A 24,095-nucleotide genomic window follows, 5' to 3' on the forward strand; every position below is an offset into this window, starting at 1 on the left:
CAATCATAACGAATTAGCAATAAAGTGAGTTCTTATGCTAACCACTCATAAGAATCAACCATTGCTAATACCGCAATAATGAGAAAATCTCGGTTGATTCCTAAATGGGTTAACTTACTGACAAGCCTCACAATCAGGATTATCAATTGAACATGCTTGTGGCACTGGCGCTGCATTTGCAAAACCGTCTTCCTCTGCAGGAACTTCTGGTTTTGCTTCAGGTGCTGCGACCGCGGCAACAGGAGCTGCTACAGTTGCAGGTTTAACTGCATTTAACGCACCTGTGTTAATGGTTGATTTCTCAGCAGAAGTCGCACCCAATGCACGTAGGTAGTAAGTGGTTTTTAGACCACGTAACCATGCCATTTTGTACGTCATATCAAGTTTCTTACCGTTTGCACCAGAGATGTAAAGGTTAAGAGACTGAGCTTGGTCGATCCATTTTTGACGACGTGATGCAGCATCAACAATCCAACGTGGCTCAACTTCAAAGGCAGTGGCGAAGATTGCTTTAAGCTCTTCAGGAATACGTGCAATTTTTTGAACCGAACCTTCGAAGTGTTTCAGGTCGTTGACCATTACAGAATCCCAAAGACCGCGATCTTTTAACGCACGTACTAGGTACGGGTTGATCACTGTGAATTCACCAGAAAGGTTAGATTTCACATACAAGTTTTGGAAAGTTGGTTCGATTGACTGTGATACGCCACAAATGTTCGAAATGGTTGCAGTCGGTGCAATTGCCATCACGTTTGAGTTGCGCATACCGTCTTTTTGAACTTTAGTACGTAAAGTATCCCAGTCCAAACGTGTTGTACGGTCAACTTCGAACATACGGTCAGGACGAGCTTTTTGTACGATATCTAAAGAGTCAATTGGCAAGATACCTTGATCCCAAAGTGAACCTTTAAATGTCTCGTAAGTACCACGTTCAACTGCCAAGTCGCTAGATGTTTGAATCGCGTAGTAAGAAATCACTTCCATAGATTCATCAGCGAACTCAACCGCAGCATCAGAACCATAAGCCAATTTCATTTCGTATAAAGCATCTTGGAAGCCCATGATACCCATACCCACTGGACGGTGTTTCAAGTTCGAGTTGCGTGCTTGAGGAACAGCGTAGTAGTTGATGTCAATCACGTTATCGAGCATTCGAACAGCAGTTTTAACTGTACGAGCAAGCTTTTCACGATCTAACACACCGCCTTGCACGTGTTGTACAAGGTTGATTGAACCTAAGTTACATACTGCGATTTCATCTTCGTTCGTGTTCAGCGTAATTTCTGTACACAAGTTAGAAGAGTGAACTACACCAACGTGTTGTTGTGGTGAACGTAAGTTACATACGTCTTTGAATGTGATCCAAGGGTGACCAGTTTCAAACAACATAGACAACATTTTGCGCCATAAGTCTTTCGCACGGACTTTCTTATGTAGCATGTTGGTTTCTTTCGCAATGCCTTCATAGTAAGCATAGCGTTCAGCAAATTCTGCACCTGTTAGGTCATGCAAATCAGGTGTTTCAGATGGTGTGAACAGAGTCCATTCAGCATCTTCGAATACACGTTGCATAAACAAATCAGGAACCCAGTTCGCTGTGTTCATGTCGTGTGTACGACGACGGTCATCACCCGTGTTCTTACGAAGCTCTAGGAATTCTTCGATGTCCAAGTGCCAAGTTTCAAGGTATGCACATACTGCACCTTTACGTTTACCACCTTGGTTGACTGCAACAGCAGTATCGTTGGCAACTTTAAGGAACGGTACAACACCTTGTGACTTACCATTTGTACCTTTGATGTACGAGTTAAGCGCACGAACTGGTGTCCAGTCATTACCTAAACCACCTGCCCATTTAGACAACATTGCGTTATCACGCATTGCGCCATAAATGTTGTAAAGGTCATCTGAAATCGTTGTTAAGTAACAGCTAGATAACTGTGGACGTAAAGTACCAGAGTTAAATAGAGTAGGCGTAGACGCCATGTAATCGAAGCTAGACAATAAGTTATAGAATTCGATTGCACGTTCTTCACGGTTTGCTTCGTTCAATGAAAGACCCATTGAAACACGCATGAAGAATAATTGTGGTAATTCGAAACGTACGCCATCTGAGTGGATGAAGTAACGGTCAAATAAGGTTTGTAGACCTAAATAAGTAAATTGGTTTGAGCGTTCTGGTTGAATCGCAGCAGCCAATTTTGCAAGGTCAAAGTTAAGTAGTTCTGGAGAAAGAAGATCAAGCTCGATACCTTTCTTCAAGAAAGTTTCTAAAGCGTCGCCTTCATTCGTGTCACTATCTAAACCTAAGAACTCTAACCCTGTAGCAACAAGGTCGTTACGCAATAAACGCGCAGTCACGTATGTATAGTTTGGTTCTTGTTCGATACGTGTACGAGTTGCCATCATCATGGTCGTTGAGATGTCTGACTCTTTTACGCCGTTATAAAGGTTTTTTACAGTCTCATCGATAATCGCTCGAACATCGATGCCTTCTAAACCTTCAGCTGCTTTAACAATATTTGCCTCAAGTGCGCCAAGATCAAGCGGTTTAAGCTGACCGTTTGAACCTGTCACTTGTAAAGTAGGGTGGTGGTGAGCACCAGTTTGTTTACGAGCTTCGGCACGTTGTTCGCGGTAAATCACGTAAGAGCGAGCAACTTTTTGCTCACCTGTACGCATAAGCGCAAGTTCAACCTGATCCTGAATTTCTTCAATATGAATGGTACCGCCAGAAGGTAAACGACGGTTAAAGGTATTCAATACCATCTCAGTTAATTGAGAGATACGGTCATGAATACGGCTGGAGTCAGCGCTTTGCTGGCCTTCAACGGCCAAGAACGCTTTACCAATCGCCACAGAGATTTTTTCTGCATCAAAAGGTGCAACGTCACCGGTGCGTTTAATCACCTGAATTTGACCAGGGGTTGAATTCGTTACGCTCATGCTAGCATAGCTCCATTTGTCATCTATTTTTATGTTAGGACCGTTTGAACTGGGCAATTTTTATGCCACAGTGTTTGAGGTTTAAACACAAGACCTAGTGGTTTAAAAATTTATTGAACACAAGATACGGGAAAATTCAGGGTATATCAATATTGACATTTTACTAAATGCTTTGAACTTTTCTGGCAGAAATCCATCTCAAAAAATCCCTATTTTTTATCTTTGTTATATATGCCTTATCCGACAAGGGCATAGCATAGCAAAGTCGAAAAAGAGTGCTTATAGATAACATTGTGGATAACTTCAGAAAGCCTAAAAAGTTGTGAATTAATCAGTCAGTTTTTATTCGATGAAAATGTATCCAAATTTATAATTGTTGGTATTGTGAGCAATAGGGCATGGAAATGATTGGTAAATACGGCTGCAAAAATGTAGCAGGTTAAATTTTATTACAAAATACGATATTGATGTATCAGTTTGGTGAATGCCATCTTGTTTACAATGTAAACGTGTGTATATTGCAAACTATGTTTAAGCGTATCTATCGGATTTCAAATAGGATACGCCCAATCAAATAAGGGGCAATCAATGAGCCAAGAAGAAAAGTTACCTAAAATTTTAATTGTTGAAGATGATGAGCGTCTTGCTCGTTTAACTCAAGAATACTTAATCCGTAACGGACTTGAAGTTGGGGTAGAACCAGACGGTAATCGTGCGATTCGCCGTATTATCGCTGAACAACCAGATATGGTATTACTCGACGTGATGCTTCCGGGTGCAGATGGTTTAACCATTTGTCGTGAAGTTCGTCCACACTACCATCAACCAATTTTAATGTTGACTGCACGTACCGAAGACATGGACCAAGTGTTGGGTCTAGAAATGGGTGCAGATGATTATGTTGCAAAACCTGTTCAACCTCGCGTTTTACTTGCGCGTATTCGTGCATTATTACGTCGTACAGACAAAGCACCAGAAGATGAGGTTGCACAGCGCATCGAATTTGATGATCTTGTAATTGATAATGGTGGTCGTTCTGTCACACTCAATAATGAGTTGGTTGACTTTACCAGTGCAGAATATGACCTTTTATGGTTGTTGGCATCTAATGCGGGTCGCATTCTTTCTCGTGAAGATATTTTTGAGCGTCTGCGTGGTATTGAATACGATGGTCAAGATCGTTCAATTGACGTGCGTATCTCGCGTATTCGTCCAAAAATTGGCGATGATCCAGAAAATCCGAAACGTATTAAGACCGTACGTAGTAAAGGTTATTTATTCGTAAAAGAAACCAACGGCATTTAATGTAAAATACCGTCCCTTAGTTTGGAAAAGTAGGACACTTTTACGTGTTTAAACACAGTATATTTTTGCGCGTTTATGCGGGGCTACTGATTTTAGTCTTTTTAGTCGCTACATTTGGCTATTTGCTGGTGCAAATCATTAACTACCAGCGCGCGCAAGAATATCGTGAATCGCTTACTGACGGTTTGGCTTTCATTATAAGTGAAGGTATTGCACGTCAGCCAAATGAACAACAAAAGTCAGATTGGGTGTCAGATGCATCCGATCTACTTGAGTTGCCTATTTATTATGTAAAAGCTAATCAGGTTGATTTAACCCGAGCGGAAACAAAACGTATAGAAGAGCGTAAAGCTGTAGTGCGTTGGGACGCACAAACCACAGCAGCTTATATTATTATTGGCTTAAAAGATGACCCTGCACATCTACTGTATATAAAAGCCGATAATATTTCAGAACGCCAAATGAAAGCATTGCCTGTATTTATACTGGATTATTTGGTGTATTACCCAGGTCAAGAAAAACAATATCTTGAAAAAATCCAACATCATTTTTCTTATCCAATTTCAATTCAAAATGTTCAAAGTTTGCCTTTAGACTCTGAGCAAATCGGTCGACTACGCTTAGATCACAGTATTATTTTGTATCGTGATAGTGCAACAGAGCGCGGCACAACTATTTCGATCGTATCACCAATTCCAAGCTCAACTTCAGAAGTCTTGGTCATGGGGCCGGTACCATTATTTAATTGGATGCCTTTCCAGTTGGCAGCGGGTATTACGCTACTGAGCTTGTTTGTCTTGAGCTTGGGTGTTTATGGTCTATTGGTGCCGATGCAACGTAAGCTGCGTGCTGTAAATTATGCGTTAAATAAAATGAAGGGCGGGGACTTATCTGTACGTCTGCCTGTCGAAAGCACGGATGAGTTTGGTACTTTAGCATCGAGCTATAACTCCATGTCAGATCATATTGAGCGTTTAATTGAAGCACAGCGTGAGTTGATGCGCGCGGTATCGCATGAACTGCGGACACCCGTGGCACGTATTCGCTTTGGTGTAGAAATGATGGCGGATGAAGATGATTATGATTACCGGCAGCAACAAGTTGAACAGATTGATAAAGATATTGAGGCTCTAAATACTTTAATTGATGAAATCATGACTTATGCCAAACTCGAACAGGGCATGCCATCTTTAGAATTTGAAGATGTTAGCTTGTTTGAAGTTTTAGATCAGGTCCTGATTGAAACTGAAGCCTTAAAGACTGGGAAAACCTTGGAATTGCAAGCACCACCAATTGGAGTGGTTGTGGAAACCGAGCGTCGCTATTTACACCGTGTTGTACAAAACTTGGTGGGGAATGCAGTGCGATATTGTGACGATAAAGTGCTGATTAGTGGTGGTGTGAATGATGAAGGTATGGCTTATATCTGTGTTGAAGATGATGGCCCCGGCATTCCAGAAGAAGATCGTAAACGTATCTTTGATGCTTTTGCACGTTTAGATGATAGTCGCACTCGTGCCTCAGGGGGCTATGGTTTAGGCTTATCGATTGTTAGTCGCATTGCATATTGGTTTGGCGGGACTATTGATATTGATGAAAGTCCAATATTAGGTGGAGCGCGTTTCACCATGACATGGCCTGCAACTCGTTTTAAGAAAAATAAACCGAAGTTAGATATTAAAGAGTCGAGTACCAATGAAAATTAAGTAAGCTTAGATATGTAGCTGAGCTGATTTTAGTGAATGATAAGTATAAAAGCCATTCAATTTGAATGGCTTTTTGATATCAGTTTTCTACTTATTCCGTAATTGTTGCATCGGGTTCAATAATAGGTTTGCCATTTTTTAATGCGGCAAGAGCATCTGCATTAAAATCGATGAGTAAGGAGTTGTTTTTAGCATCGATAGAATAATTGCTAATAAGTTTTTGATCACCGTTTAAAGTTTCAAGTTTATATTCATCTGCAATATTCATAATTCCGTTAAGGTTGGTTGTTGCAGAAGCTAAATCTTGTCGTAACAACTCATAGATATCACGTAAATCAAAAATGGCATTTTGAGCATCAGGATGCTTATCTAAGTAGCTTTTAATATGGTGAATCACCAATTGTGCAGATAGAAAATAATCAGGTTTATGCGTAAATTCTAAAGTCATTATTGTCTCTCCGTTGTGATTGCTTTTTGTGTTTTAACTACAAATATCACACTCTTTGTGGGTCGTGTCAAAGAATTGCAAAAAAGTCACAAGAAGCTAAAAAAAGACTTTTTTCTTTGTGCTAATTCAACTTGTTTTTCATTTTAGGGGTAAGATCAAAGCTAATAGATGGAATCAAACAGGCAAACAATTTGAAACAAGATGGAATTTATTTAATAAATGATATGGCCATGAAAATTTAATACATGAGCTAAAAGTTGAAGGATTTGTTCATGAAACTGAACAGTCATAATTTTCTGTTAAAATCGCATAAATGTAATAATTAATAAAAAAATAAGATCTAATCTAATTAAACGATTAATCCTAAATTTAAGGGAGTAAACCCAATTTAAATGCTGAAATGATTAAAAAATCATCCTAAAGACGAATATCGATAAGCTAGCAAGAAGCCTCCTCAATCAGGTACAATTGGCGGGATTAATTTTGTGTTTGGTGTATTTGAAGGCCAATACATACATTCTTTGTTAATAAATAGGCCTGCCAGGAGTTATCCCCGCATGAGTGCCATTACTCCATACGATTGGGCAATTATTGCCTTCGTGATCGGCGTTACATTCCTTTGCGTCTTTATGCTGACCGTCCCTTTACTCCTTGGGGGTAAATCATGGGGTCGTGCTAAGCAAGAGCAGTTTGAGTCAGGTGTAGTAGGTGCTGGTGGTGCACGTATTCGCTTGTCTGCGAAATTCTATTTAGTTGCGATCTTCTTCGTGGTGTTCGATATCGAAGCACTTTACCTTTATGCATGGGCATCTTCTGTTCGTGAAACTGGGTGGGTTGGTTTTGCAGCTGCAGCAGTCTTTATTTTAGTTTTACTTGCTGGTTTGGTTTATGAATTGTCTTCTGGTGGTTTGAATTGGTCACCTTCTGACAAGCGTAAAGCGGCGGGAATTAAACCTAAAATTGGTTCGCCAAATATGGATATCGCAGAAATCACACGCTTTAACTCTATTGAAGAGTTGGTTATGGACCCTACAGGTCAAATTCCAGCGCAATCATCTGGTCGTGTGAAATCTAAGTCACCGACTGCATCATCTGACAAGGAGTAAGACGGGATGAAATATACATTAACCCGTGCGAATCCGGATGCTGATCAATATCCACTTCAAGAGCGTCAAATCGTCACCGATCCGCTTGAAGAAGAAGTGAATAAAAATGTGTTCATGACTCGTTTAGAGGATGTTGCACATACAGCAGTAAACTGGGGTCGTAAAAACTCAGTTTGGCCGTTCAACTTTGGTACATCTTGCTGCTACGTAGAGTATGCAACGACTTTAACAGGCGTGCATGACTTGTCACGTTTCGGTGCCGAGGTTATTCGTGCTTCACCACGTCAGGCTGACTTGATGATTGTTGCAGGTACATGCTTCATGAAAATGGCGCCTGTAATTCAACGTTTGTACGAGCAAATGCTTGAGCCTAAATGGGTAATCTCAATGGGCGCATGTGCAAACTCTGGTGGTATGTACGACATTTATTCAGTTGTACAAGGTGTGGATAAAATCATCCCTGTCGATGTGTATATCCCGGGTTGCCCACCACGTCCTGAAGCTTTAATTCAGGCATTGATGTTATTGCAAGACCAGATTCAACTTGAGCGCCGTCCTTTATCGGCCGTGATTGGTGATGATCTTAAGCCAGTGTATAAGCCAAAGATGATGCCAGAACGTGACCGTAAGAACGCACAGCGTATTGCAGTGAAAAACTTACGCTCAATGGATGAAATTAAATAATCACTACGACGAAATATTGATACACCCGGACTGGGTGTAATTGTCGTTTTGATTGACTGAATTTGTATTAAATAGGAAGCCAAGCCAATGGCTGAAACTGACATTGCTATGCCAGAATCAACTCCAGTTGATTCCCGCCCTGCATTTGCAATTGTAGAAGAGCTCAAAACCAAATTTGGTGAGAACTTCTACGTGCAAACGACTTTTGAAGACTTTCCAACAGTCTGGGTTGAGCGCGCACGTGTACAAGAAGTTTTAATGTTCTTGCGTACGGTGTCACGTCCATACGTGATGCTGTTTGACTTGTCTGCGGTTGATGAGCGTTTACGTACACACCGCGATGGTCTGCCTGCATCTGACTTCACTGTGTTCTATCATCTGTTATCGCTTGAGCGTAACAGTGATATTCGTATTAAAGTTGCATTGAATGAGTCAGATTTGAACATTCCAACGGCAACCAACATTTGGCCAAATGCCAACTGGTACGAACGTGAAGCTTACGACATGTTTGGTATCAACTTCGAAGGGCATCCAATGCTCCGTCGTATCTTGTTGCCAACATATTGGGAAGGTCACCCGTTACGTAAAGAATATTCTGCACGTGCGACTGAATACACGCCTTATCGCCAAAACCAAGCGAAACAGGATTACGAACAAGAACATCTTCGTTTCGTACCTGAAGATTGGGGTATGAAGCGTGGGAACGATGATGAAGACTTCATGTTCCTAAACTTGGGTCCTAACCATCCATCTGCGCACGGTGCATTCCGTGTGATCTTGCAGTTGGACGGCGAAGAAGTGAAAGACTGTGTTCCTGACATCGGCTATCACCACCGTGGCGTGGAAAAAATGGCTGAGCGTCAAACATGGCACTCATTCATCCCGTATACAGACCGTGTTGACTACTTAGGTGGTTGTGCGCAAAACATGCCTTACGTTCTTGGCGTAGAGCAAATGGCAGGGATTACCGTTCCTGATCGTGCACAATGTATCCGTGTCATGATGTCTGAATTGTTCCGTATCAATAACCACTTATTGTTCATTGGTACTGCGATTCAGGATGCCGGCGGTATGACCCCAGTATTCTATATGTTCGCTGACCGTCAAAAAATCTATGACGCGATCGAAGCGATCACGGGTTACCGTATGCACCCAGCATGGTTCCGCATCGGTGGTACAGCGCACGACTTGCCAAACAACTGGCAGCACCTCATTCGCGAAATCCTAGATTGGATGCCGAAGCGTATGAACGAGTACTACACTGCAGCACTTAAAAACTCAGTGTTTATCGGTCGTACCCGTAATGTTGCTCAGTATGATGCTAAATCTGCATTGGCTTGGGGTGTAACGGGTACTGGTCTACGTGCTACAGGTATTGATTTCGACGTTCGTAAATACCGTCCTTATAGCGGCTACGAAAACTACGACTTTGATGTGCCTTTAGAGTACGAAGGCGATGCTTATGCACGTGTTCTTGTTCACTTCCGTGAAATTGAAGAATCGCTGAAAATCATCAAGCAATGTTTAGACAACATGCCTTCTGGTGCATACAAAGCAGACCATCCACTGGCTGTTCCACCACCAAAAGATAAAACTTTACAAGACATCGAAACATTGATTACGCACTTCTTGAGCGTGTCATGGGGTCCTGTAATGCCAGCAGGCGAAAGCTCTGTAATGGCGGAAGTGGTAAAAGGTGCGTCGAACTACTACTTGACTTCAGACAAGTCAACGATGAGTTACCGTACACGTATCCGTACACCAACCTTCACGCACTTACAGCAAATGCCTTCTGTGATTAACGGCAGCTTAATGTCTGACTTAATCATTTATTTAGCGACAATTGACGTCGTAATGGCTGACGTGGATCGCTAAGGGGTAATCGCATTATGATGATTTTGACTGACAAAAAACCACGTGTGAATGTTGAAGGGATTTTAACTGCGGAAGAAATCCACGATATCGAACATCACATTGGTCACTATCCGTACCCACGCGCAGCATGTCTTGATGCTTTGAAGTGTGTACAACGCCGTAATGGCTGGGTAGATGATGCACAGATGAATGCTATTGCGCAATTGCTTAGCATGAGCCTTGCAGACCTAGAAGGTGTTGCAACTTTCTATAACCGTATTTACCGTCAACCAGTTGGTCGCCACGTAATTTTATTATGTGACTCGATTGCTTGTTTCTTGATGGGTGCGGAAACACTTGCTGAAGCATTCCAGCGTGAATTAGGCATTTCATTTGGTCAAACGACTGCAGATGGTCGCTTTACTTTATTGCCAATTTGCTGCCTAGGTAACTGTGACAAAGGTCCGACGTTAATGATTGACGAAGACACTCACGGTCTAGTTGAAGTGACTTCAATTAAACAGTTATTGGAGAAGTATGTATGAATACTGAACCAAAACCAATTTATGGCGACGGTAACCCAGAAACTCACCCATTAACTTGGCGTTTGAGCAAACAGGAACACGTTCGCAGTGCAGATGATTACGAAGCACTTGAAGGGTATGCAGGCTTTAAGAAAGCTGTTGGCATGCAACCGAAAGAAGTGCTTGAAGTGATTAAAGCTGCGACTGTAAAAGGTCGTGGTGGTGCGGGCTTCCCTGCAGGGATCAAATGGTCGCTTATGGCGCCAAATGATAACTCAGGCCCTCGTTACCTCATCTGTAATGCCGATGAAATGGAACCTGGTACCTTCAAAGACCGTCTGTTGATGGAAAAACTTCCTCATCAGTTGATCGAAGGTATGTTGATTGCTGCTTATACATTAGAAGCAACACAGGGTTATATCTTCATCCGTGGTGAATACATCGAAGCGGCTCAATACTTAAATGAAGCATTGGACCAAATTCGTGCCAAAGGTTACTTGGGTGAAAACATCTTAGGTACAGGTTGGAACTTCGAGTTACACGTGCATACCGGTGCGGGTCGTTATATCTGTGGTGAAGAAACTGCATTGATTAACTCGCTTGAAGGTCGCCGTGCGAACCCTCGTACTAAACCGCCATTCCCACAAGTTGCAGGTGCTTGGGGTCGTCCTACGATTGTTAACAACGTAGAGACTTACAACAACTTACCCGCAATTATGCTTCGTGGTCCTGAATGGTATATCGGTTTATCTGAAGGTAAGTCGAAAGATCCAGGTACTAAAATTTATGGCGCTTCAGGCAAAGTAAAATTCCCAGGTCTTTGGGAGCTTCCATTTGGTACAACTGCGCGTGAAGTGATTGAAGATCATGCTGGTGGTATGCGTGATGGTTTAAAACTCAAAGCATGGTTACCGGGTGGTGCTTCTACAGACTTCCTTGCTGCTGAACATATTGACCTTCCTATGGATGCTGAAAGCATCATGAAAGCAGGTTCACGTTTAGGTACGTGTTTGCTCATGGTAGTCGATGAAACTCAATGTATGGTTTCAGCAACCCGTAACCTAGAAGAATTCTTTGCGCGTGAGTCTTGCGGTTGGTGTACACCTTGCCGTGATGGTTTACCTTGGGCGGTTAAAGCGCTTAAAGCACTGGAAGACGGTACAGGTAAGAAAGAAGATATCGATCACTTACAAGAACTTACTCGTAAGCTTTGGATTGGTAAGACTTTCTGTGCCCACGCACCAGGTGCGATGGAACCGTTAATGGGCGCACTCAAACATTTCCGTGGCGAATTTGAAGCTAAAGTCGTAAATGCGGCAGCTCAAACTAGCAACGTAGAACAAGCTTAAGGAATTCGACTATGGCTACAATTCATGTCGATGGAAAATCGTATGAAGTCAACGGCTCAGAGAACTTGCTACAAGCATGTCTTAGCCTTGGCATCGACATCCCATACTTTTGTTGGCATCCATCCTTAGGTTCTGTCGGTTCTTGCCGTCAATGTGCTGTGACTCAATACGCGAATCCTGAAGATACTCGCGGTCGTTTAGTTATGTCATGTATGACGCCTGCATCTGACAATACCTACATCTCGATTGAAGATGACGAAGCAAAAAATTTCCGTGCTTCTGTTGTTGAATTCTTGATGACCAACCACCCACACGACTGTCCAGTCTGTGAAGAGGGTGGTCACTGTCATTTACAAGATATGACTGTAATGACTCAGCATGACCGTCGTCGTTACCGCTTCACAAAACGTACGCATTACAACCAAGAGCTAGGCTCTTTCATTTCTCATGAAATGAACCGTTGTATCGCGTGCTACCGTTGTGTGCGTTACTACAAAGATTATGCAGGTGGTACGGACTTTGGTGTGTATGCAAACGCTTCGCGTGTTTACTTTGGTCGTCCAGAATCAGGTACTTTAGAATCTGAATTCTCTGGTAACTTGACTGAAGTTTGCCCAACAGGTGTATTCACAGATAAAACTCACTCTGAACGCTATAACCGTAAATGGGACATGCAGTATGCGCCAAGCGTATGCCAAGGCTGTTCTTCAGGTTGTAACATCTCTCCAGGTGAACGTTATGGCGAACTACGTCGTGTAGAAAACCGCTTTAACGGTGACGTGAACCAATACTTCCTTTGCGATAAAGGTCGTTTCGGTACAGGTTATGTGAACCGTGAAGATCGTCCACGTCAACCACAATTCCGCTCTGGTGCAAATGTGACTACAGTTTCTGTAGACCAAGCATTGGATACCGTAATTGAAAATATCCAAGGCAAAAAAGTATTGGGTATCGGTTCACCACGTGCGTCACTTGAATCTAACTTCGCGCTTCGCGAACTTGTAGGTCAAGACAACTTCTCAACCGGTATGGCTCAAAAAGAGCAAAAACTTGTTGAACTTGCAGCTTCTATTATGCAAACCGAAGGTGTTTATAACCCTGGTATGCGTGAAATCGAAAGCTACGATGCTGTGTTGATTTTGGGTGAAGACTTAACTCAAACTGCACCACGTATGGCTCTATCTGTTCGCCAAGCTGCGAAAAATAAAGCGAAAGAAATGGCTGCAGAGCGCCGTACGCAAGAGTGGTTGGCTGAGCCTGTACAACGTATTGCTCAAGATGCGAAATCTCCGATTTACATCCTTGCTGCAACTCAAACACGTTTAGCTGATGTTGCAACAGGTGAAGTTGTTGCATCACCTAACGACATTGCACGTTTAGGTTTTGCGGTCGCTGCTGCTGTCAAAGGTGAAGTGATCTTAGGTTTGGATGACGATGCAAAAGCATTTGCACAAACTATTGCTGACACTTTAAAAGCTGCGAAAAAACCATTAATCATCTCTGGTACAAGCTTGCAAGACGCATCAATCATGGAAGCTGCTGCACAAGTTGCACAGAACCTTGGTAATGCGGGCTTAACATTGACTGTTCCTGAAGTGAACTCAATGGGCTTAGCGATCTTTGGTGGTCAAAGTTTAGAACAAGCATTCGCACAAGATTACGATACCGTGATCGTGGTGGAAAATGACCTTTATCGTCGTTTACCAGCCGCGCAGGTGAATGCTGCACTGGCAGGTAAAGAAGTGATCGTACTTGATCATTCTGAAACTGAAACTGTGAAAAAAGCCAACATCGTACTTTCTGCTGCTTCATTTGCTGAAGGCGATGGTACTGTTGTCTCTCAGGAAGGCCGTGCACAACGTTTCTACCAAGTGTATGACCCAAGCTACTACAAACCAGAACTTGCGATCAAAGAATCTTGGCGCTGGTTACATGCCATTGAAACTGGCGTGAAAGGCAAAGCGATTTCTTGGACAGTTCTTGATGACGTGATTGAGTCAGTAGCGAAAAACGTTCCTGCACTTGAAGCAATTCAAGATGTAGCACCAGATGCTGGCTTCCGTGTACATGGTCTGAAAGTGGCACGTGAACCACGTCGTTACTCAGGTCGTACTGCGATGCGCGCACCACTTTCTATTCATGAACCAAAACAACCAGTCGATAAAGACTCTGCGTTGACGTTCTCTATGGAAGGTTATGTAGGTAACCAAACTCCAGCTTCACTTGTACCATTTGCTTGGTCTGCAGGTTGGAACTCTCCACAAGCTTGGAACAAATTCCAAGACAACGTGGGTGGTCACTTAAAAGGTGGCGATGCAGGCGTTCGTTTATTCGATCGTTTAGCGAAACGTCCAGCACGTACATTTGTTGCACCTGCACCTGTTGCGGTTAATGGTGAGAGCTTCCGTCTTGTGCCGATGCATCACATCTTCGCTTCTGGTGAATTTACAGTGAAAACACCTGCGATGGAATCGCGTATTCCTGAAGCAATGTTTGCTGTGGGTGAACAAGATGCAGCACGCTTAAATGTTCAAGATGGTCAACGTATCGCTGTGAAAGCAGGGGATGCTGAAATCGTCCTTCCAGTTCAAGTGATTGAATACTTACCTACAGGTTATATCGGTTACCCAGTGGGTCTAGCACCTACAGTATCGCTTGCAGAACCTGTTTCAGTCGCGGTAGGAGTGTAATTCATGGAACAAGAATTAATCCGTCAAACGCCGCTGTGGGCTGAAAACTGGCCAATCGCCTATTCAGTTCTTCAAGCAATTGTGATCTTACTTGTTGTGGTATTGATTGCTGCGTTGATGTCTTTTATTGAACGTCGTTTACTCGGCTTGTGGCAAGACCGTTACGGTCCGAACCGTGTAGGTCCGGGCGGTATGTTCCAGATTGTTGCCGACATGCTGAAAATCATGTTTAAGGAAGACTGGACACCAAAATTTGCTGACAAATTGACTTTCCGTATGGCTCCAGCAGTTGCGATGGCAACTGCGGTGCTATCATTCATGGTTATTCCTGTTTCACCTTATCTAGGTGTTTCAGACATGAGCATCGGTCTATTGTTCTTTATGGCAATGGCTGGTATTGCGGTATACGCAGTATTGTTCGGTGGTTGGTCATCAAATAACAAATACGCATTACTTGGTGGTTTACGTTCTGCTGCTCAAACCATTTCTTATGAAGTGTTCTTGGGTATTTCACTGATGGGTGTGGTTGCGATTGCAGGCTCATTCAACATGCGTGAAATTGTTGAAGCGCAACGTGATGTTTGGTTTGTTATTCCTCAGTTCTTAGGTTTCTTGATCTTCGTGGTTGCGGGTGTTGCGGTAACTCACCGTCATCCATTTGACCAACCAGAAGCAGAACAAGAATTGGCGGAAGGTTACCATGTCGAATACGGCGGTATGAAATGGGGTATGTTCTTCGTTGCGGAATACGTCAACGTCGTACTGATCTCGGCATTAATCGTGACTTTATTCTTCGGTGGTTGGTTAGCGCCTTTCAACCTAGATATTCCATTCATTCCAGCTGCGTTCTGGTTCATTATTAAAACAGCATTCTTTGTAATGATGTTTGTCTTGGCTCGTGGCTCTTTAATGCGTCCACGTTATGACCAAGTCATGAACTTTGGTTGGAAAATTTGCTTGCCATTGGCGTTGGTTAACCTTCTGGTAACTGGTGCTGTGATTCTGATGAATCAGGCCTAAGACAGCAGGGAGAATAAAATGTTTAAATTTCTAGCTGGATTTGGGTCAATTGTACGTTCGTTGTGGATGGTATTCTCACACGCGACACGTAAACGTGACACTATTTTATATCCAGAGGTTAAAGCGGAAGACATCGTACCACCACGTTTCCGTGGTCGTATCGTGTTAACGCGTGACCCTGATGGTGAAGAGCGCTGCGTTGCATGTAACCTTTGTGCGGTTGCATGTCCAGTCGGCTGTATTTCACTACAAAAAGCTGAAAAAGAAGATGGTCGTTGGTATCCGGAATTTTTCCGTATCAACTTCTCACGTTGTATTTTCTGCGGTATGTGTGAAGAAGCATGTCCTACGACTGCGATTCAAATGACACCTGACTTTGAGTTAGGTGAGTATGTTCGTCAGGACTTAGTATATGAGAAAGAAAACCTTCTTATCTCAGGTCCTGGTAAATACCCAGACTATAACTTCTACCGCGTAACAGGTATGGCTGTTGCTGGTAAAGATAAAGGTCAGGCTCAACGCGAAAGCACACCAGTTGATGTACGGAGTCTATTACCATGATGTGGCCATTTTATTTGATGGCGCTTGTGGCCATCGTCTCTACCGTTCGTGTTGTAACTAACACGAACCCAGTACACGCTTTATTAAGCTTGATTATCTCTTTACTTGCAGTTGCAGGTATCTTCATGATCGTGGGTGCGCCGTTTGCCGGTGCCCTCGAAATTATCGTTTACGCTGGCGCAATCATGGTGCTATTCGTATTCGTCGTGATGATGCTGAATCTTGGTCAAAATACAGTTGAACAAGAAAGCAAATGGCTGACTTCTTCAGCGTGGGCATATCCTGCGTTGATGAGCTTCTTAATGGGTCTAATCCTTGTTTGGATGTTGAAGTCAGACTACACAACTGCTGGCACTGTCATGGGTGCTCAAGTTGTCGGTCCGAAAGAAGTGGGTACTTCACTCTTTACTCAGTACTTATTGCTGGTTGAAGTTGCTGCGATGTTATTGCTTGGCGCACTTGTCGCTGCATTCCATCTTGGCAAACGTGAGCCAGGTGCAGAAGAGGACAAAGAATAATGGGCAACATCCCTTTAGAACATGGTTTGATCGTTGCAACCATTCTTTTTGCACTGGGTTTTTACGGTGTGATGGTTCGACGCAACCTACTATTTATTTTAATGAGCCTTGAAATCATGATGAACGCAGCTGCTTTAGCGTTCGTTTTGGCAGGAAGCGCATGGGCACAGCCAGATGGTCAAGTGATGTTTATCTTGATCTTAACGCTTGCTGCAGCAGAGGCTTGTATCGGTCTTGCGATCGTCCTTCAGTTCTATCATCGCTTCCATCATCTGGATGTGGATGCTGCTAGTGAGATGCGCGGATGAGTTATTTATATTTAACAGTACTATTCCCGCTAATTGGTTTTATCCTGTTGGCGGCAGGTCGTAAAAATCTTCCTGAATCAGTTGCTGCAATTATTGGTGCAGGTTCAGTTGGTCTTTCAGCTTTATTTGCATTAATTGCCGGTATCGACTTTGTTAATAATGGTTCAGTTGCAACAACTCAGCATCTTTGGACTTGGTTCAGTGCAGGTAACTTAGCACCGGGCTTCACGCTTCATTTAGATGGCTTATCATTATTGATGATGGGCATGATCACAGGTGTGGGTTTCTTAATTCACATCTTTGCAACATGGTACATGCGTGGCGAAGAAGACTTTGCACGTTTCTTCTCATACTTCAACCTATTCGTAGCAAGCATGCTGCTTTTAGTGTTGGGTGACAACTTAGCGTTGTTATTCTTGGGTTGGGAAGGTGTAGGTCTATGTTCATACCTATTGATTGGTTACTACTACCAAACACCTGCAAACGGTTTTGCTGCAATTAAAGCATTCACCGTGACACGTGTGGGTGACGTATTCTTACTGATCGCATTGTTCTTGATCTACCAACAATTCGGCACTTTAAACATTGCAGAAGTTGTAGCTGCTGCGCCAACAGTTTTGGCTCAGAGTTCTTCAATTGCGATTTGGACTGCATTGATGTTGTTCTTGGGGGCTGCAGGTAAATCTGCTCAGATCCCATTACAAACATGGTTGGCAGATGCGATGGCTGGTCCTACACCAGTATCTGCATTGATCCACGCAGCAACAATGGTAACAGCGGGTGTTTACCTATGTAGCCGTATGTTCAGCGTGTTTGAACAAGCGCCAGAAGTGATGATGTTCATCTCAATCACGGGTGCAGTGACATTGTTGGTAGCAGGCTTTGCTGCATTGGTACAAACAGACATCAAACGTATTCTTGCTTACTCAACTATGAGTCAGTTGGGTTATATGTTTATGGCTGTAGGTGCTGAAGCTTACCAAGCTGGTCTATTCCACATGCTGACTCACGCATTCTTCAAGGCATTATTATTCTTGTCTTCTGGTGCAGTGATTTTGGCTTACCATCATGAACAAAACATCTTCAAGATGGGTGGTCTATTCCACAAAAACAAATTCTTGTTTGCTTGTTTCGCGATTGGTGGCGGTGCATTGGCTGCGATTCCATTCATCACGATCGGCTTCTTCTCGAAAGATGCGATTCTTGGTGCGGTATGGGTGAAAGGTCAAGCAATAGCAGTTTATGACTGCTTGTACTGGACTGGTGTAGCAGGTGCGTTCTTAACTTCAATTTATACATTCCGTCTTATTTGGGTTGTATTCTTTGGTAAAGAAAACACGCCTTACCATGAAATCAAAGGTGTTACTTACTGGGGGCCATTGGCGATTCTTGCAGTGCTTTCAACTGGTTTAGCTTATGTATTAAAAGCACCAGTAACGAATATTTTAAATGCTGCACAAATCCCAGCGTTTAATATTCCAGAAGCGCTAGAACATGGTATGCATAGCGCTGAATACACAGCTGTTGGTATTGCACTTGCAGGTCTTGTAGTCGGTGTTGTTTTATTTGCATTTGCTTATGGTGCAGTGAAATCGTTCGCGAAAACTTCACTGGGCGCGGGTCTTGCAAATATCTGTCGTAATGCACTTGGTTTCGATGCTTTGTATAACATTGTTTTCGTTAAGCCTTATTTGCTACTGGCTAAAATCTTTGGTCGTGATCCAATTGACGGCTTATGGCTTGTATTGCCTGCACTTGTTAAAGGCGGTAATAGCTTTACAAGTTCACGTCAAACAGGTTCATTGCGTGAATACGCATCTAGTATGGCATTCGGTACGTTTGCATTACTATTGATCCTGGTCGTGATTCAGGTCGTGGGGAAATAAAATGGAAACTCCAAACAATTTAATTCTACCCGCTCTGATCCTTATTCCGTTCATTGCAGGTTTTGTATGCTGGATTGTCGATAAACTCGACAAGCACTTACCACGCTATATTGCCTTAATTGGTATGCTATTAACGTTGGTGTTAACCGTCGTTTTATGGCAAAGCGGTACTTATAACTACGAGTTGGGTACACAAGCTCCACAGTGGGCCGCTCAATTTAACCTACCGTGGATTACCACTTTAGGGATTAACATTCACCTTGCGGTGGATGGTCTTTCACTGCTTATGGTAGGTTTAACTGCATTACTGGGTGTACTTGCGGTCGGCTGTTCATGGGGTGAGATTCAAAAGAACGTTGGTTTCTTCCACTTAAACCTACTGTGGTCTTTAGGTGGTGTGATCGGTGTATTCTTAGCGATTGACATGTTCCTATTCTTCTTCTTCTGGGAGATGATGTTGGTACCAATCTACTTCTTGATCGCACTTTGGGGTCATAAAGGGGCAGAAGGTAAGTCACGCGTTTACGCTGCAACTAAATTCTTTATCTATACTCAGGTTGCGGGTCTGATCATGTTGATCGGTATCTTGGGTCTAGTGGTTGTTGGCTTCCAACTTCACGGTCAAATCAGCTTTAACTATGACTTCTTGATGAGTGTTGCACACACTGTTGAGGCGAAAGCTCCAGCACTTGCCTATGCATTCATGATCTGTATGTTCATTGGTTTTGCGGTAAAACTTCCAGTTTTCCCATTACACGGCTGGTTACCAGATGCACATGCGCAAGCACCTACAGCGGGTTCTGTCGACCTTGCAGGTATCTTGATTAAAACTGCGGCTTATGGTCTTTTACGTTTCGTAATACCATTCTTCCCAGTAGCATCTGCTCAGTTTGCTGACATCGCGATCATTCTTGGTCTAATCGGTATTTTCTACGGTGCATGGTGTGCATTCCAACAAACAGACATGAAACGTCTGCTTGCGTACACATCTATTTCGCACATGGGCTTCGTACTTCTTGCCTTGTATGCAGGTAACATCCTGACATTCCAAGGCTTGATGATTATGATGCTGGCTCACGGTCTATCTTCTGCTGCATTGTTCATTATGTGTGGTCAGGTTTACGAACGTCTGCATACACGTGACATGCGTTTGATGGGCGGTATTCGTGGTCAGTTCCAATACCTTTCATTCTTCTTAATGTTCTTTGTTGCGGCACTTGTAGGTATTCCGGGTCTAGGTAACTTCATCGGTGAATTCCTGATCTTGATGGGTTCTTATGACAAGTTCCCTGTGTATACAATCCTTGCTGCAGTAAGCTTAGTATTTGCCGGTCTTTACGGTTTAATCCTGATCCACAAAGCGTTGTTTGGTACACCAAACGAAGAACAAAAACAGCATTACGCAAATCCGTTGAAAGACTTAAATGCGCGTGAAGTTGTGATTCTTTTAATCTGTGCTCTTGGTCTAGTATGGCTTGGTCTATTCCCACAAAGCTTCCTTGATATTTCAAATTCAAGCATGGCGTGGATTGCAAATAGCTATATCCCAGTTCAAGAAGTCGTTGATGTTGTGCAGCAGATTGCTGTACAACCTGAAAATGTGGAGATGCAATAAGCCATGGACTTCACAATGTCATTTTCTGAGCTTATGCCATTAGCTCCTGTGATGATCGTGGCTTTAACTGCGATCGTCGTGATGTTGCTAATTGCAATCAAGCGTAACCACAATTTAGTTGCAACGACTTCCGTTATCGGTCTGAACCTTGCAGCCTTTTATATTATTTTTGTTTTCGTTGCAGGGCAGTATGCACCTGCAAACGTAATGAATTTGTTCATCGTAGATCCATTTACGATGTTGTACCAATTCGTGATTTTGATTGCAGCACTTGCTTGCTGCACATTGTCACATGCGTATATCGAAACCTATAAAGATAACCGTGAAGAACTTTATATCTTGATGCTGTGCTCTGTAACAGGTGCATTGTTAATGGTTGCAAGTTCTCACTATGCGTCATTCTTTATCAGCCTTGAGTTAATGTCGATTCCTGTATACGGCCTATTGGCTTATACACACCAACGTTCACAGTCGCTTGAAGCGGGTGTGAAATACTTGGTGCTTTCAGCAACCGCTTCTGCGATGTTGTTGATGGGTATGGCTTATGTATATGCGTATACAGGTACAATGGCATTCGTTGCTGAACCAGGCAAAATGTTCACAACATTCAGCCAACCGGGTGTAGTCCTTGGTCTTGCACTGATTGTATTTGCTGTTGCATTTAAATTGTCTCTTGCGCCATTCCACAAATGGACACCAGACGTGTATGCAGGTGCGCCAGCGCCAATCGCGACATTCTTAGCGACTGTGGCTAAAGTGGCAATGATCGGTCTATTCGTTCGTTACTTCTTGGCTTCTGGCTTAATCCTTTCTGACAGCTTCATCACGATCGTGACCATCATTGCAGTATTGTCTATCCTTGCGGGTAACTTACTAGCAGTACGTCAAGTGAACTTGAAACGTATCCTTGCATACTCTTCAATCGCTCACTTTGGTTACTTACTTGTTGCGATTGTCAGTGCACGTAATACTGACTTTGTTCAAGTACAAGGCTTTGCAACATTCAGCAGCGTCAACGTTTATGTGATTACTTATGTATTAACAACGATTGGTGCGTTCGGTGTTGTGACACTGATGTCTAGCCCTTACAACAACAAAGACGAAGCAGGTAGTCTTGCTGAGTACCGTGGTTTGTTCTGGCGTCGTCCAGTGTTGACTGCAACACTCACTGTCATGATGTTATCTCTTGCAGGTATCCCATTAACAGCGGGCTTTATTGGTAAGTTCCTTGTGATCAAAACAGCAGTTGCTGGTGGTTCATGGTTCTTAGCTGCAATGGTGATCCTTGGTTCAGGTATCGGTTTGTACTACTACCTACGTGTGATGGTTGTGATGTACATGACTCCACCGGAAAACCCACGTATCGACGCTGTCGATCATTGGGGTCAAAAAGTGGGTGGTATTATGGTGCTTGGTGCAGCTGCTCTTGTGTTGTTGATCGGTGTATATCCAGATCCAATCATTGCAGTTTCTCAAGTGGCATACTTTGCGATCTCACCTGAATTACAACAGTTCATTTTTAGCTTAATTCAAAGTGGTTTTAACTAATGAATTAAGCAATTAATTTGCTTATTACAAAAAAGCCTCCTGTAAAGGGGGCTTTTTTATTTTTATCATTTGTTAAATAGCTTTATAATGGTTGAAATTTTATCTTAACCTTTTAGGTGTTCTCCCGTGGCTATCCATGAAATCCGTCATCCGCTTATTCGACATAAACTCGGCTTACTTCGTCGTGCAGATATTAGTACTAAAAACTTCCGTGAGCTTGCTCAAGAAGTGACTATGCTTCTGACTTATGAAGCAACGAAAGATTTACCGATGGTCGATCATGAAATTGATGGTTGGAATGGTAAAGTAACTGTAGATCGTATTGCCGGTAAAAAAATAACAGTCGTACCGATTTTACGTGCAGGTATTGGTATGTTGGATGGTTTCTTAAACCTGATTCCAAGTGCGAAAGTATCTGTATTGGGTTTAGAGCGTGATGAAGAAACTTTAGAAGCGCGTACTTACTACAAAAAATTAGTACCAGACGTACAAAACCGTTTAGCGATGATTATTGACCCAATGCTTGCAACAGGTTCATCGCTCGTTGCTGCTATTGACGTTCTAAAAGCCAGTGGTTGTAAAGATATTCGTGTCATGGTGCTTGTTGCCGCTCCAGAAGGCATTAAACGTGTAAATGAAGCTCACCCAGATGTGATCATTTACACAGCATCTGTAGACCAAGGTTTAAATGAAAACGGTTATATCGTTCCTGGTCTTGGCGATGCAGGCGATAAAATTTTCGGTTCAGTTCAAAAAGACTAATTTTTGCATCATGAACAGAAAAGGGGCTTTTATAGCCTCTTTTTTATATACTAAAGACATTGGAATAAATGGAATAGGGTACTTTATGAAGTCCGAACAATATAAAGGTAAAGTGAAGCAGTACAATCCTGAAAAGGGCTTTGGCTTTCTTTCATGTGAAGAAGGTGATGTATTTTTCCATATCTCTGACTTTCCCGCAGATGGTGTCGAGCCAAAACGTAATGATCGTGTGAAATTTAATGTGGTGAAAAATGGTGATCGTTATAAAGCCATAAACATTGAGCGTGAAGAAGACAAATCTGCAAAAGCTAAAAAATCTAAAGTAGTGGCAAATAACCAGTCAATTACTTCAGCTTTGCTTTCGAATTTGCGTAAATAATGTGATTGTAAGATTTCATGGAAATCTTTGAAATTGAAAAATAGGTCTATAGGGCCTCTTTTTTTATTATCATAAGAGTATTAAAAGAAAAGATGAGAGACAATTTTTATGTTTAAAGAGGGGAAAATCAAAAGCTATAACGTTGAGCGCGGCTTTGGATTTATACAACAAGATCAAGCACAGGATTTATTTTTTCATATTAGTGATTTTCCTAGCCGACACATCGAACCACGTGTTGGAGAAAATCTCAAATACAGGATTGAAGCAGATCGAGGTAAATTTAAAGCGGTAAATATCATCCGTTTAGATTTGAAAAAAGAGCAGTCCACTCATGAACAGATAAATCCGTCATTTGAATCAAGGTCGGATCGAGTGAATGACCAAGCTACTCCTCACGATACAGCCAAAGGCACAGTTTGGGGCAGTAAAATCTTCAGCATGATTGGACTCATTGTAATTCTAGTATTAGCTGTGGCTGTTTATGGGAAATATCAGCAGTACCAAGAACAGAAGCAGCTACATTTACAACAGCTCATGCAAGAAAATGAAAACATTGTAAAAGAACAACGTAAAGCTCAGGGGGATTTACCCGATCGGGTGCTGACTGAGCAAGGTGAAAAAAATCTATACGGCACAGCTTCAACGCAAGCTCAGTCTGTTGTTCAATACACTGCGCAGGCACCTTCTTCAAGTGATACGCCAAGGGTAGTAGAGAAAGCACAGTTTAGTTGTGATGGGCGTACGCATTGTAGTCAGATGCGTTCATACGAAGAAGCAGTGTTCTTTAATAATAATTGTCCAAATACGAAAATGGACGGCAATAATGATGGCGAACCATGTGAACGCCAATTTAAAAATAGATAAAAAAGCGCCTTAAGGCGCTTTT

Annotated in this window: 20 protein-coding genes; 18 read left to right on the forward strand and 2 right to left on the reverse strand. The window is 42.6% G+C overall.

From position 1 onward, the window contains the following. Nucleotides 1–114: 114 nt before the first annotated feature. Nucleotides 115–2,946: a ribonucleoside-diphosphate reductase subunit alpha gene (locus tag LXF01_RS03745; RefSeq protein ID WP_180173133.1), complete on the reverse strand. Its 2,832-nt coding sequence runs from the start codon at nt 2,944–2,946 to the stop codon at nt 115–117. Nucleotides 2,947–3,534: 588 nt separating this feature from the next. Here LXF01_RS03745 and bfmR point away from each other — a divergent pair. After that, nucleotides 3,535–4,251, forward strand: a complete 717-nt coding sequence (bfmR, locus tag LXF01_RS03750) for a response regulator transcription factor BfmR (RefSeq protein WP_067764711.1) — start codon at nt 3,535–3,537, stop codon at nt 4,249–4,251. A gap of 44 nt (nt 4,252–4,295) precedes the next feature. After that, the gene (gene bfmS / locus LXF01_RS03755; RefSeq protein WP_180173132.1) at nt 4,296–5,957 is read left to right on the forward strand and encodes a sensor histidine kinase BfmS; all 1,662 of its coding nucleotides are present in this window, start codon (nt 4,296–4,298) and stop codon (nt 5,955–5,957) included. 91 nt (nt 5,958–6,048) lie between these two features. Here the strand turns inward: bfmS and LXF01_RS03760 are convergent, their stop codons facing one another. Then, complete coding sequence (locus tag LXF01_RS03760) at nt 6,049–6,405, reverse strand: hypothetical protein (protein WP_078192296.1); 357 nt, start codon at nt 6,403–6,405, stop codon at nt 6,049–6,051. A 557-nt stretch (nt 6,406–6,962) separates the two neighbouring features. Between LXF01_RS03760 and ndhC the strand changes: the two genes are divergently transcribed. The 16 genes from ndhC to LXF01_RS03840 all read left to right on the forward strand — a co-directional run bounded on the left by ndhC (nt 6,963) and on the right by LXF01_RS03840 (nt 24,073). Next, entirely contained in the window at nt 6,963–7,511 is a 549-nt protein-coding gene (gene ndhC, locus LXF01_RS03765; protein WP_078192295.1) for an NADH-quinone oxidoreductase subunit A, read from the forward strand. A 6-nt stretch (nt 7,512–7,517) separates the two neighbouring features. Beyond that, on the forward strand, nt 7,518–8,195 hold the full coding sequence (locus tag LXF01_RS03770; RefSeq protein WP_078191105.1) for a NuoB/complex I 20 kDa subunit family protein: 678 nt from the start codon (nt 7,518–7,520) through the stop codon (nt 8,193–8,195). Between the two features lie 87 nt (nt 8,196–8,282). Next, nucleotides 8,283–10,070: an NADH-quinone oxidoreductase subunit C/D gene (gene nuoC / locus LXF01_RS03775; protein ID WP_078192294.1), complete on the forward strand. Its 1,788-nt coding sequence runs from the start codon at nt 8,283–8,285 to the stop codon at nt 10,068–10,070. 14 nt (nt 10,071–10,084) lie between these two features. Then, nucleotides 10,085–10,594, forward strand: a complete 510-nt coding sequence (gene nuoE / locus LXF01_RS03780; protein WP_078191103.1) for an NADH-quinone oxidoreductase subunit NuoE — start codon at nt 10,085–10,087, stop codon at nt 10,592–10,594. Continuing rightward, nucleotides 10,591–11,922: an NADH-quinone oxidoreductase subunit NuoF gene (gene nuoF / locus LXF01_RS03785; RefSeq protein ID WP_111884890.1), complete on the forward strand. Its 1,332-nt coding sequence runs from the start codon at nt 10,591–10,593 to the stop codon at nt 11,920–11,922. The genes nuoE and nuoF overlap by 4 nt, the downstream gene beginning before the upstream one ends. Before the next feature lie 11 nt (nt 11,923–11,933). Beyond that, nucleotides 11,934–14,612, forward strand: a complete 2,679-nt coding sequence (nuoG, locus tag LXF01_RS03790) for an NADH-quinone oxidoreductase subunit NuoG (RefSeq protein ID WP_233945018.1) — start codon at nt 11,934–11,936, stop codon at nt 14,610–14,612. Between the two features lie 3 nt (nt 14,613–14,615). Beyond that, the gene (gene nuoH, locus LXF01_RS03795; protein ID WP_078191100.1) at nt 14,616–15,632 is read left to right on the forward strand and encodes an NADH-quinone oxidoreductase subunit NuoH; all 1,017 of its coding nucleotides are present in this window, start codon (nt 14,616–14,618) and stop codon (nt 15,630–15,632) included. An 18-nt stretch (nt 15,633–15,650) separates the two neighbouring features. Continuing rightward, complete coding sequence (gene nuoI, locus LXF01_RS03800) at nt 15,651–16,193, forward strand: NADH-quinone oxidoreductase subunit NuoI (RefSeq protein ID WP_078191099.1); 543 nt, start codon at nt 15,651–15,653, stop codon at nt 16,191–16,193. Further along, nucleotides 16,193–16,711, forward strand: a complete 519-nt coding sequence (nuoJ, locus tag LXF01_RS03805) for an NADH-quinone oxidoreductase subunit J (RefSeq protein ID WP_171262661.1) — start codon at nt 16,193–16,195, stop codon at nt 16,709–16,711. The genes nuoI and nuoJ overlap by 1 nt, the downstream gene beginning before the upstream one ends. Further along, nucleotides 16,711–17,019: an NADH-quinone oxidoreductase subunit NuoK gene (gene nuoK, locus LXF01_RS03810; protein ID WP_067665227.1), complete on the forward strand. Its 309-nt coding sequence runs from the start codon at nt 16,711–16,713 to the stop codon at nt 17,017–17,019. The genes nuoJ and nuoK overlap by 1 nt, the downstream gene beginning before the upstream one ends. Further along, on the forward strand, nt 17,016–18,905 hold the full coding sequence (nuoL, locus tag LXF01_RS03815; protein WP_180059312.1) for an NADH-quinone oxidoreductase subunit L: 1,890 nt from the start codon (nt 17,016–17,018) through the stop codon (nt 18,903–18,905). The genes nuoK and nuoL overlap by 4 nt, the downstream gene beginning before the upstream one ends. Before the next feature lies 1 nt (nt 18,906). Continuing rightward, nucleotides 18,907–20,520, forward strand: a complete 1,614-nt coding sequence (gene nuoM / locus LXF01_RS03820; RefSeq protein WP_233945019.1) for an NADH-quinone oxidoreductase subunit M — start codon at nt 18,907–18,909, stop codon at nt 20,518–20,520. Nucleotides 20,521–20,523: 3 nt separating this feature from the next. Then, complete coding sequence (gene nuoN / locus LXF01_RS03825; protein ID WP_078192290.1) at nt 20,524–22,068, forward strand: NADH-quinone oxidoreductase subunit NuoN; 1,545 nt, start codon at nt 20,524–20,526, stop codon at nt 22,066–22,068. A gap of 126 nt (nt 22,069–22,194) precedes the next feature. Beyond that, a complete protein-coding gene (gene upp, locus LXF01_RS03830; RefSeq protein ID WP_078192289.1) occupies nt 22,195–22,830 on the forward strand; it encodes a uracil phosphoribosyltransferase in 636 nt (211 codons plus the stop codon). Nucleotides 22,831–22,915: 85 nt separating this feature from the next. Then, nucleotides 22,916–23,209 (forward strand): cold shock domain-containing protein, encoded by a 294-nt coding sequence (locus LXF01_RS03835; protein WP_078192288.1) that lies wholly within the window; start codon nt 22,916–22,918, stop codon nt 23,207–23,209. Nucleotides 23,210–23,317: 108 nt separating this feature from the next. Next, on the forward strand, nt 23,318–24,073 hold the full coding sequence (locus LXF01_RS03840) for a cold shock domain-containing protein (RefSeq protein WP_233945020.1): 756 nt from the start codon (nt 23,318–23,320) through the stop codon (nt 24,071–24,073). Nucleotides 24,074–24,095: the final 22 nt, after the last annotated feature.

The sequence above is a fragment of the Acinetobacter sp. SH20PTE14 genome (genome assembly GCF_021391555.1).
Lineage (GTDB): Bacteria > Pseudomonadota > Gammaproteobacteria > Pseudomonadales > Moraxellaceae > Acinetobacter > Acinetobacter amyesii.

Excerpts from the sequence above, each read along its gene's own strand:
- LXF01_RS03760 (WP_078192296.1), bottom strand. The coding sequence starts at position 6,405 with ATGACTTTAGAATTTACGCATAAACCTGATTATTTTCTATCTGCACAA.
- nuoH (WP_078191100.1), top strand. The coding sequence starts at position 14,616 with ATGGAACAAGAATTAATCCGTCAAACGCCGCTGTGGGCTGAAAACTGG.
- nuoL (WP_180059312.1), top strand. The coding sequence starts at position 17,016 with ATGAGTTATTTATATTTAACAGTACTATTCCCGCTAATTGGTTTTATC.
- nuoF (WP_111884890.1), top strand. The coding sequence starts at position 10,591 with ATGAATACTGAACCAAAACCAATTTATGGCGACGGTAACCCAGAAACT.
- nuoJ (WP_171262661.1), top strand. The coding sequence starts at position 16,193 with ATGTGGCCATTTTATTTGATGGCGCTTGTGGCCATCGTCTCTACCGTT.
- LXF01_RS03745 (WP_180173133.1), bottom strand. The coding sequence starts at position 2,946 with ATGAGCGTAACGAATTCAACCCCTGGTCAAATTCAGGTGATTAAACGC.
- LXF01_RS03770 (WP_078191105.1), top strand. The coding sequence starts at position 7,518 with ATGAAATATACATTAACCCGTGCGAATCCGGATGCTGATCAATATCCA.
- nuoC (WP_078192294.1), top strand. The coding sequence starts at position 8,283 with ATGGCTGAAACTGACATTGCTATGCCAGAATCAACTCCAGTTGATTCC.
- LXF01_RS03835 (WP_078192288.1), top strand. The coding sequence starts at position 22,916 with ATGAAGTCCGAACAATATAAAGGTAAAGTGAAGCAGTACAATCCTGAA.
- ndhC (WP_078192295.1), top strand. The coding sequence starts at position 6,963 with ATGAGTGCCATTACTCCATACGATTGGGCAATTATTGCCTTCGTGATC.
- nuoK (WP_067665227.1), top strand. The coding sequence starts at position 16,711 with ATGGGCAACATCCCTTTAGAACATGGTTTGATCGTTGCAACCATTCTT.
- nuoM (WP_233945019.1), top strand. The coding sequence starts at position 18,907 with ATGGAAACTCCAAACAATTTAATTCTACCCGCTCTGATCCTTATTCCG.
- nuoG (WP_233945018.1), top strand. The coding sequence starts at position 11,934 with ATGGCTACAATTCATGTCGATGGAAAATCGTATGAAGTCAACGGCTCA.
- nuoI (WP_078191099.1), top strand. The coding sequence starts at position 15,651 with ATGTTTAAATTTCTAGCTGGATTTGGGTCAATTGTACGTTCGTTGTGG.
- nuoN (WP_078192290.1), top strand. The coding sequence starts at position 20,524 with ATGGACTTCACAATGTCATTTTCTGAGCTTATGCCATTAGCTCCTGTG.
- LXF01_RS03840 (WP_233945020.1), top strand. The coding sequence starts at position 23,318 with ATGTTTAAAGAGGGGAAAATCAAAAGCTATAACGTTGAGCGCGGCTTT.
- bfmR (WP_067764711.1), top strand. The coding sequence starts at position 3,535 with ATGAGCCAAGAAGAAAAGTTACCTAAAATTTTAATTGTTGAAGATGAT.
- nuoE (WP_078191103.1), top strand. The coding sequence starts at position 10,085 with ATGATGATTTTGACTGACAAAAAACCACGTGTGAATGTTGAAGGGATT.